At 76.0% G+C, this 8,204-nt stretch carries 7 protein-coding genes; 6 read left to right on the top strand and 1 reads right to left on the bottom strand.

What is annotated here, in order from left to right; translation table 11 throughout:
- The first annotated feature begins 1 nt into the window (after position 1).
- The 6 genes from ACRB68_RS21800 to ACRB68_RS21765 all read left to right on the top strand — a co-directional run bounded on the left by ACRB68_RS21800 (position 2) and on the right by ACRB68_RS21765 (position 7,178).
- The gene (locus tag ACRB68_RS21800; protein ID WP_153535454.1) at positions 2 to 796 is read left to right on the top strand and encodes an arylamine N-acetyltransferase family protein; all 795 of its coding nucleotides are present in this window, start codon (positions 2 to 4) and stop codon (positions 794 to 796) included.
- Positions 780 to 3,740: a bifunctional 3-(3-hydroxy-phenyl)propionate/3-hydroxycinnamic acid hydroxylase gene (locus ACRB68_RS40575; RefSeq protein ID WP_207709788.1), complete on the top strand. Its 2,961-nt coding sequence runs from the start codon at positions 780 to 782 to the stop codon at positions 3,738 to 3,740. The genes ACRB68_RS21800 and ACRB68_RS40575 overlap by 17 nt, the downstream gene beginning before the upstream one ends.
- Positions 3,741 to 3,848: 108 nt before the next feature.
- Entirely contained in the window at positions 3,849 to 4,466 is a 618-nt protein-coding gene (wrbA, locus tag ACRB68_RS21780; RefSeq protein ID WP_153535452.1) for an NAD(P)H:quinone oxidoreductase, read from the top strand.
- Between the two features lie 2 nt (positions 4,467 to 4,468).
- A complete protein-coding gene (locus tag ACRB68_RS21775; RefSeq protein WP_328594559.1) occupies positions 4,469 to 4,843 on the top strand; it encodes a lipocalin-like domain-containing protein in 375 nt (124 codons plus the stop codon).
- Between the two features lie 51 nt (positions 4,844 to 4,894).
- Positions 4,895 to 5,497, top strand: coding sequence for a TetR/AcrR family transcriptional regulator (locus ACRB68_RS21770; RefSeq protein WP_153535450.1), 603 nt, complete (start codon positions 4,895 to 4,897; stop codon positions 5,495 to 5,497).
- A 70-nt stretch (positions 5,498 to 5,567) separates the two neighbouring features.
- Positions 5,568 to 7,178, top strand: coding sequence for a dipeptide ABC transporter ATP-binding protein (locus tag ACRB68_RS21765; RefSeq protein ID WP_153535448.1), 1,611 nt, complete (start codon positions 5,568 to 5,570; stop codon positions 7,176 to 7,178).
- 12 nt (positions 7,179 to 7,190) lie between these two features.
- Here the strand turns inward: ACRB68_RS21765 and ACRB68_RS21760 are convergent, their stop codons facing one another.
- On the bottom strand, positions 7,191 to 8,102 hold the full coding sequence (locus ACRB68_RS21760; protein ID WP_153535446.1) for an alpha/beta hydrolase family protein: 912 nt from the start codon (positions 8,100 to 8,102) through the stop codon (positions 7,191 to 7,193).
- Positions 8,103 to 8,204 lie beyond the last annotated feature (102 nt).

The following is an 8,204-nucleotide window of genomic DNA, read 5'->3' as shown; positions in this document are numbered from 1 at the left end:
CATGTTCGACCCCGCCGCATACCTGGCGACGCTCGGGCTGGCCGCGCCCGAGCGGCCCGACCCCGCGGCACTGCGCCGCCTGCACCTGGAGCACGTGCGGCGCCTGCCCTACGACAACGCGCACTGGATCGGCAGCGGCCGGGCCGGGCTGGTGGCCGCCGACATCGACCTGGACGCCTCCTTCGACCGGATCGTCCGCGACCGGCGCGGCGGCAACTGCCTGGAGCTGGCCGGGTCCTTCCACCGGCTGCTGGGCGCGCTCGGCTTCGACGCGCACCTGCTCGGCGCCGCGCTGCGCGAGCCCGATGGCCGGTTCAGCACCGCCGACGCCCACATGCTGGTCGGCGTCCGGTTCGGCGCCGACCTGTGGCTGGCCGACGTCGGCTTCGCCGGCCCCGGCTTCATCGAGCCGCTGCGGGTCGCGCCCGAGGAGGTCGAGCAGTACGGCGTCGCCTACCGGGTGCCGGTCGACGCGACCGGCCGGTACGTGGTGGAGCGGCGGCCGAAGGGCGGCGCATGGCAGCCCCTGTACCGGTTCGCGGACCGGCCCCGGCGCTTCGCCGACTGGTACGCCGGAGTCGGCGGCGCCGGGTGCACCCCCGACGGGCGGCTCCTGGAGCCCACCTCGGTCATGCGCTCGCGGGCCACCGGGAACGGCCAGCGGGTGCTCGTCGGGCGCCTGCTCACCACCGTGGAGGACGGCGCGCAGAGCACCCGCGTCCTGGTCGCCGCCGCCGACCTGGCCGCCGCCGTCCACGAGATCACCGAGGGGGCGGGCGATGACGTCCCGGCGTGAGACCGAGATCGTGATCGTCGGGTACGGGCCGGTCGGGCAGGTCCTGGCCGTCCTGCTCGCCCAGGCGGGCCGGGAGGTCCTGGTCCTGGAGCGCTGGCCCGACCCCTACCCGCTGCCCCGCGCGGTGGCCTACGACGCCGAGTCCGCGCGGATCCTCGCCACGACGGGCGTCGACCCCTCGCTCGGCCCGAACGGACGGCCGCTCGGCGACTACGTCTGGCGCAACCAGGACGGCGTGGAGCTGCTGGCCTTCACCGGCCTGCACGAGGTCGGGCCGCAGGGCTGGCCGGCGGTCACCTCGATGTACCAGCCGGGCCTGGAGGACGCCCTCATCGCGCGCGGCGCGGAACTGCCCGGCCTGACGGTGCTGCGCGGCCACGAGGTCATCGACGTCGCCGCCGACGGCGACACCGTCACCGTCACCGCGACCGGCCCGGCCGGGGAGCGGCTGAGCGTCACCGCGTCCTGGGCGATCGGCTGCGACGGCGCCAACAGCGCGGTGCGCCGCGCCCTCGGCACCCCCTTCGAGGAGCGCGGCTTCAGCCACGACTGGCTGATCTGCGACATCACCACCGGCAAGCACTACGACCCCGACAACCTGCAGATCTGCGACCCCGCGCGGCCCCGCACCTCGGTCGCCGCCGGTCCCGGGCACCGGCGCTGGGAGTTCATGCGGATCGCCGGCGAGACCCTGGAGGAGCTGAACACCCCCGAGGCGGCGTGGCGGCTGCTGGAGCTCGGCGGCGAGTCCCGCGCCGAGGCGACCCTCGACCGGCACGCCGTCTACACCTTCCGGGCCGGGCACGCCGCGCGGTGGCGGGACGGCCGGATCCTGCTGGCCGGGGACGCCGCGCACCTCATGCCGCCCTTCGCCGGCCAGGGCCTCTGCTCGGGGTTCCGCGACGCCCGCAACCTGGCCTGGAAGCTCAACCTGATCCAGGACGGGCGCGCAGACGCCGACCTGCTCGACACCTACACCGAGGAGCGGCGCGCGCACGTCCAGGCCGCCATCGACCGGTCGGTGGAGCTCGGCCGGGTGATCTGCGAACCCGACCCGGCCGCCGCCGCGGCCCGCGACGCCGAACTGCTGGCCGCCCGCGCCGGCGACGACGGGCCGGTCCTGGAGGTCCAGCGGCTGCACGGCGGCCTGCTGCACCAGGGATCGGCCGCCGCGGGCGACCTCGCGCCGAACGGCACCGTCACGCGGGGCGGGCGCACCGCCCGCCTCGACGAGATCGCGGGCACCGGCTTCGTCCTGCTCACCTCCGTCCCGCCGGAAACGCTGCTGGACCCCGCGCGCCTCGATCTGCTCGCCTCGCTAGGCGGCCGGGCCGTCCACGTGGTCCCCGCAGGCGGCGACCACGACGGGAGGGCGGTCGCCGACACAGGCGAGACGCTGCTGCCCTTCCTGGCGGGACACGACGCGCAGGCGGTGCTGATCCGGCCCGACTTCTACGTGTACGGCGCGGCCACCGGGCCGGACGGCACCGCCGCGCTGCTCGACGGCCTGCGCGACCGGCTCGGCGCTCGAACGAAGACGAGGAGAACGGCGATGGGGAACGGCTCGGACGCGGTCCGCGGCTTCTACGCGGACTGGGGGCGCGGCGACCTGGACGCCGCGGTCGCGGTGTTCGGCCCCGAGGCGGTGTGGCACGCGCCGCCGGGCCTGGAGGACGTGGAGCTGAGCGGCGTCGCCAAGGGCCCGGAGGAGATCGGCGAACTGCTCGCGCGGGAACACGCCCTGCTGGAGAGCCGGCCCGAGCCCGACGAGATCGTCGAGGCCGACGACCGCGTCGTGGTCTTCGGGACCGCGGCCCTGCGCGGCTCCCTGACCGGCGTCACCGGCACCGCGCCGTTCACCCACGTCTGGCGGTTCGCCGGCGGGCAGGCCGTGGAGGTGACCGGCCGCCACACCACCGGGCCGGTCCGCGAGCTGCTCGCGGCCGACGGCGGCGACGGGCTGCGCGGGCTGTCCACCGACTTCATGCTCTCGCAGGTGCTGCGCTCGGCCGTGGACCTCGGCGTGTTCCCGGCCCTGGCGGACGGGCCGCTGCCGGCCGCCGAGCTGGCGGACCGCGTCGGCCTGCACCCGCGCGGCGCGCTCGACTTCCTCGACACGCTCGCCGCGCTCGGCCTGCTCGCCCGCGCGGACGGCCGGTACGGCACCACGCCGGTCACCGCCCGCTACCTGGCCGATCCCGACGCCGACCCCTACCTCGGCGGGCTGCTCGGATACGTCGGCCGGCACTGGTACTGGTCGTGGGGCCGGCTGCCCGAGGCGCTGCGGACGGGGGAGTCCCAGTCCTACGGCGGCGCGGCGCCCTACGACGCCATCCACGCCGACCCCGAGGTGGCGGCGGACTTCCAGCGCGCCATGGCGGGCGCCTCGACGGCGCTGCGGGCCGCGCTGGCCGGGCTGGACCTGTGGCAGGGCGTCCGGACCGTCACCGATATCGGATGCGCCGACGGCGCGCTGCTGTCGCGGGTCCTGGCCACCCACCCGCACCTGACCGGCACCGGGTTCGACCTGCCGACCGCCGAACCGGGGTTCCGCCGCGCGGTGGCCCGGTACGGCACGGCGGACCGGCTGCGCTTCGCCGGCGGGGACTTCCGCACCGACCCGTTCCCGCCGGCCGACGCGGTGCTGCTCGCGCACGTGCTCATCGACTGGGACGAGGACGTGCGGCGGCTCCTGCTGCGGCGCGCCTTCGACGCCCTGCCCGAGGGCGGCACCGTGCTGATCGTGGACACCCTCGTCGAGGACGCCCGGGACGCCGCGAGCGCCGCCGGGCTGCTGGTCAGCCTGCACATGCTGGTCGACCAGCGCGGCGGCCCCAGCTACACCGCGGGCGAGGTGACGGGCTGGCTGGCCGACGCCGGCTTCCGCGACGTGCGGGTGCGGGCGCTGTCGGGCTTCGACCGGCTGGTCACCGCGACCCGCTGACCCGCCTATCCGGAAACATTCCGGATAGGGGTTGCCCGCTGCCCGCCGCGCTGCCTACGCTTGAAACGGAAACATTCCGCTTCGCTGCCCCCAGACAGGAAGTCCACGATGTCCGTGAAGATCGCCGTCATCTACTACTCCGCCACCGGCAACGTGCACGGCCTCGCGCAGGCCATCGCCGAGGGCGCCGAGAAGGCCGGCGCCGAGGTGCGGGTGCGCCGGGTCGCCGAGCTGGCCCCGCCGGAGGCCGTCGACGCCAACCCGGCCTGGCGCGCGCACACCGACGAGGTGCACCCGGCCGTCCCGGTCGCCGACCACGACGACCTGCGCTGGGCCGACGCCTACGCGTTCGGCACCCCGACCCGCTTCGGCAACGTCGCCGCCCAGCTCAAGCAGTTCCTGGACACCACCGGCCAGCTCTGGCTCGACGGCACGTTCACCAGCAAGCCCTTCACCGCCTTCACCAGCACCATCAACCTGCACGGCGGCAGCGAGGCCACGCTCATCGCGCTCTACCTGCAGGCGTTCCACTGGGGCTCGGTCATCGTGCCCCCCGGCTACAACGACCCGAGCGTCCCCGACGCCTACGGCAACCCCTACGGCGTCTCGCACCCCACCAAGTTCGCCGGCGACGCCCCCGACGAGAAGGCGCTCGCCGCCGCCCGCTTCCAGGGGGCCTACCTGGCCGAGATCACCGCCCGGCTGCGCGCCGGCGCGCCGGCCTGAGCGTGGCCGCCGCAGCCGACCTGGCGGGGCACTGGCTGCTGATCGCGATGCTGGAGTACGACCCGGCGGGCCGTCCGCACGACGGCCCGCTCGGCCCCCGCCCGCGCGGGTCGCTGTACTACGGCCGCGACGGCTACATGTCGGTCCACCTGTCCGGCGACCAGGGCTACATCGGCTACACCGGGACCTGGCGGCTGTCGCCGGACGGCGGCCGGGTCACCCACACGGTGCTGGTCTCCTCCGACCCCGCCTGGGACGGCACCGACCAGCACCGCGAGGTCGTCCTGGACGGCGGCCGCCTCGTCCTGGTGCGCCGCGACACCGTCGGCGGGCGCCCGTTCCGCGCCGCCCTCACCTGGGACCGGGACCCCCGGTGAGGGCCGGCGCCCCCGTTAGACTGCGGGGCGGGCGGACGCCGAGGAGGCACGATGACGACCCGATCGGGCGGCGCGCTGCCGGTGGTCGGCCAGGACCCCGCCGAGCGCGCCGACGCGGTGCGCAACCGGCGCAAGATCCTCCAGGTGGCGGCCCGCGTGCTGGCCGAGTCCGGCCCCGAGGGGTTCTCGCTGGCCGAGGTCGCGCAGGCCGCGCAGGTGGGCGTCGGCACGGTCTACCGCCGCTTCGGCGACCGCGCCGGGCTGCTGCTGTCCCTGCTGGACGACGGCGAGCGGTGCTTCCAGGAGGCGTTCATGCTCGGGCCGCCGCCGCTCGGCCCCGGCGCCGGCCCCGCCGACCGGCTGCGCGCCTTCCTGCACGCGCTGGTCGACCGGGTCGAGGAGCAGCCCGAGCTGCTGCTCATCACCGAGAACACCACGCCCGAGCAGCGCTACGGCAACGGCCACCACGCCGTCCGGCGCCTGCACGTGGTCACGCTCCTGGCCGAGCTGCGGCCCGGGCGCGACGTGCACTACCTCGCCGAGGCGCTGCTGGCCCCGCTCACCCCGAGCCTGGTGGTCTTCCAGCGCCGCCACCAGGGCCGCAGCGTCGCGGAGATCAAGGCCGGCCTGGACGACCTGCTGTCCCTGCTGTAACCCCGACCGGACCCGCGGCCTCCCGGGCCCGGCGGCCTCTCGCGCCCCGCCCGCCCGGAAGGAACACCCCATGACCACACCCCTCGTAGAGCTGGCCGACCTGCACGTCTCGTTCGGCGGCGTCCAGGCCGTGCGCGGCGTCTCGCTGACGGTGCGCCCCGGCGAGTGCCTCGCGCTCGTCGGCGAGTCCGGCTCCGGCAAGAGCGTCACCGCGCGCAGCCTCATCGGCCTGCCCGGCGACGGCGCGACGGTCACCACCGGGACCTTCCGCGTCGGCGGGCGCGACGCGACCGCGTTCGGCCCGCGCCAGTGGCGCGACGTGCGCGGCACCCGCATCGGCTACGTCCTGCAGGACGCGCTGGTGTCGCTGGACCCGCTGCGCCCCGTCGGCAGGGAGATCACCGAGGCGCTGCGGCTGCACCGCGCCGTCCCGCGCGCCGGCGAACGGGCCAAGGTCACCGAACTGCTGCGCTCGGTCGGCGTCCCCGAGCCCGAGGCCCGCGCCGCGCAGTACCCGCACGAGCTGTCGGGCGGGCTGCGGCAGCGGGCGCTGATCGCGTCCGCGATCGCGTGCGACCCGGCGCTGCTGATCGCCGACGAGCCCACCACGGCCCTGGACGTCACCGTGCAGGCGCAGATCCTGCGGCTGCTCGCCGAGCGCAAGGCGGCCGGCACCGCGCTGCTGCTGATCAGCCACGACCTGGCGGTCGTCGCCGAGCTGGCCGACCGGGTCGCGGTGATGAAGGACGGCGTGCTCGTCGAGGAGGGCCGCACCGCCGACGTGCTCACCGCCCCCGCGCACGACTACACCAGGGCGCTGCTGGCCGCCGTCCCGCGCGAGCACGCGCGCGGCACCCGGCTGTCCGGCGGCGCCGGCGTGCGGCGCGAGCGCGGCACGCCCGGCGACGTCGTGCTGCGCGCGGACGGCCTGGTCAAGTCCTTCAAGGGCCGCACCGCCGTGGCCGGCGTCTCGTTCGACCTGCGCGCGGGCGAGACGTTCGGGCTGGTCGGGGAGTCGGGGTCGGGCAAGACGACGACGGCGCGGCTGGTGCTCGGCCTGCTGGACCCCGACGCGGGCGACACCGAGATCGACGGGCGCCCCTGGCGCGGCCTCGGCCGGGCCGAGCGGCGCGAGCTGCGCCGCCGGATCCAGGTGGTCTACCAGGACCCGCTCGGCTCGTTCGACCCGCGCTTCACCGTCCGCCGCATCCTGGACGAGGCCCTGGAGGTCGGCGGCGAGCCCCGGCGCACCCGCCGCGGCCGCGCCGCCGAGCTGCTGGAGCGGGTCGGCCTGGACGCCTCCCTCCTGGAGCGCCGCCCCGCGCACCTGTCGGGCGGCCAGCGCCAGCGCGTGGCCATCGCCCGCGCGCTGGCGCCCAGCCCCCGCGTCATCGTCTGCGACGAGCCGGTGTCGGCCCTGGACGCCTCGGTCCAGGCCCAGGTCCTGGACCTGCTCGCCGACCTGCAGGCCGACCTCGGCGTGGCCTACCTGTTCATCTCGCACCACCTCGGCGTGATCTACCACGTCAGCGACCGGGTGGCGGTGATGAAGGACGGCGCCATCGTCGAGACCGGCGACGTGGGCCCGATCTTCACCGCGCCCCGGCACGACTACACCCGCGAGCTGCTGGCCTCCGTCCCGAGGCTCCCGCAGGAGCGGGAGCGCGCCGGGTTCCAGTGACCGGCCGGGGGCTCAGGAGGTGGGGCAGGAGTCGCGGTACTCGGTGAGCCGGGGGTCGGCCGGAGCGGGGCAGAGGAACTGGTCGTAGCGGGTGTCGCCGTCGAGGAACCGCTTCATCCAGGCGACCTCGAGGGAGCCGATCAGCTGGTCCTCGGCGGTGAAGGTGAGGTGGGTGGCGTCGGAGACCTCGGCGTAGGCGCGCTCACGGGCGCCGGTGAGGCTCTGGTAGATCGGCTCGGCGTAGGTCGCGACCGGGGTGACGGTGTCGCGGGTGCCGGCCTGGACGAGGGTCGGGACGGTGATGCCGGACCAGTCCTTGATGGTGTTGTACGGGGCGAGCGGCACGGCGGCCTTGAGGCCGGGGCGCGACCAGGCGGCGTACAGGGCACCGCCGCCGCCCATCGAGTGGCCGGACACGGCGAGGCGGCCGGCGTCGAGGCGCCGGCGTACCTCGGCGGGCGACTTGGCCGTCAGGTAGTCGAGCGCGGCGAGAAGCTGCCGGCCGCGTGAGGTGGGCTGGTCGTAGAGGGACGTGGTCGCGATGGTGACGACGATGAAGCCCTGGGACGCCAGGCGCGGGCCGAGCCAGGCGATGGAGCTCTCGGGGCCGGTGTAGCCGGGAGAGACGGCGATGCCGCCGTAGGTGCCCTGGGTGGTGTCGTCAGGGTAGTAGATGGTGCCGCCGCCGAACGCGCCGGCGGCCTGGGACGCGGTGATCTTGACCGCGGAGTAGGTGAACGGCCCGCGTGCGGCGCGGATGCCCTCCTGCGTGGGGGCCGGGCCGCGCCGGTACTCGGTGACCGCCGCGCGGACGGAGCCCGCGGGGGCCGCGGCGGTGGTGGCGGCGGCGGGGACGGCGGCGCCGAGGGTGAGGGCGAACAGGGCGGGTGCGGCGGCCAGGGAACGACGGAGATCGATTCTCATGGTGCTCCTCACGAGGCCCCGCCGCAGGTCGGCGGCTCGGCACGGCCGGCGGTGCGGGGCCCCGGGGTGGGGGATGGATCGCCCGGCCACGGTAAAGACGTT

It is taken from the genome of Actinomadura macrotermitis (assembly GCF_009604375.1).
In the GTDB taxonomy this organism is placed as follows: domain Bacteria; phylum Actinomycetota; class Actinomycetes; order Streptosporangiales; family Streptosporangiaceae; genus Spirillospora; species Spirillospora macrotermitis.
Note: the sequence above shows the minus strand (reverse complement) of the source record. Positions and strands in the feature narration are given on the sequence as shown.

Excerpts from the sequence above, each read along its gene's own strand:
- ACRB68_RS21770 (WP_153535450.1), top strand. The coding sequence starts at position 4,895 with ATGACGACCCGATCGGGCGGCGCGCTGCCGGTGGTCGGCCAGGACCCC.
- ACRB68_RS40575 (WP_207709788.1), top strand. The coding sequence starts at position 780 with ATGACGTCCCGGCGTGAGACCGAGATCGTGATCGTCGGGTACGGGCCG.
- ACRB68_RS21765 (WP_153535448.1), top strand. The coding sequence starts at position 5,568 with ATGACCACACCCCTCGTAGAGCTGGCCGACCTGCACGTCTCGTTCGGC.
- ACRB68_RS21760 (WP_153535446.1), bottom strand. The coding sequence starts at position 8,102 with ATGAGAATCGATCTCCGTCGTTCCCTGGCCGCCGCACCCGCCCTGTTC.
- ACRB68_RS21800 (WP_153535454.1), top strand. The coding sequence starts at position 2 with ATGTTCGACCCCGCCGCATACCTGGCGACGCTCGGGCTGGCCGCGCCC.
- wrbA (WP_153535452.1), top strand. The coding sequence starts at position 3,849 with ATGTCCGTGAAGATCGCCGTCATCTACTACTCCGCCACCGGCAACGTG.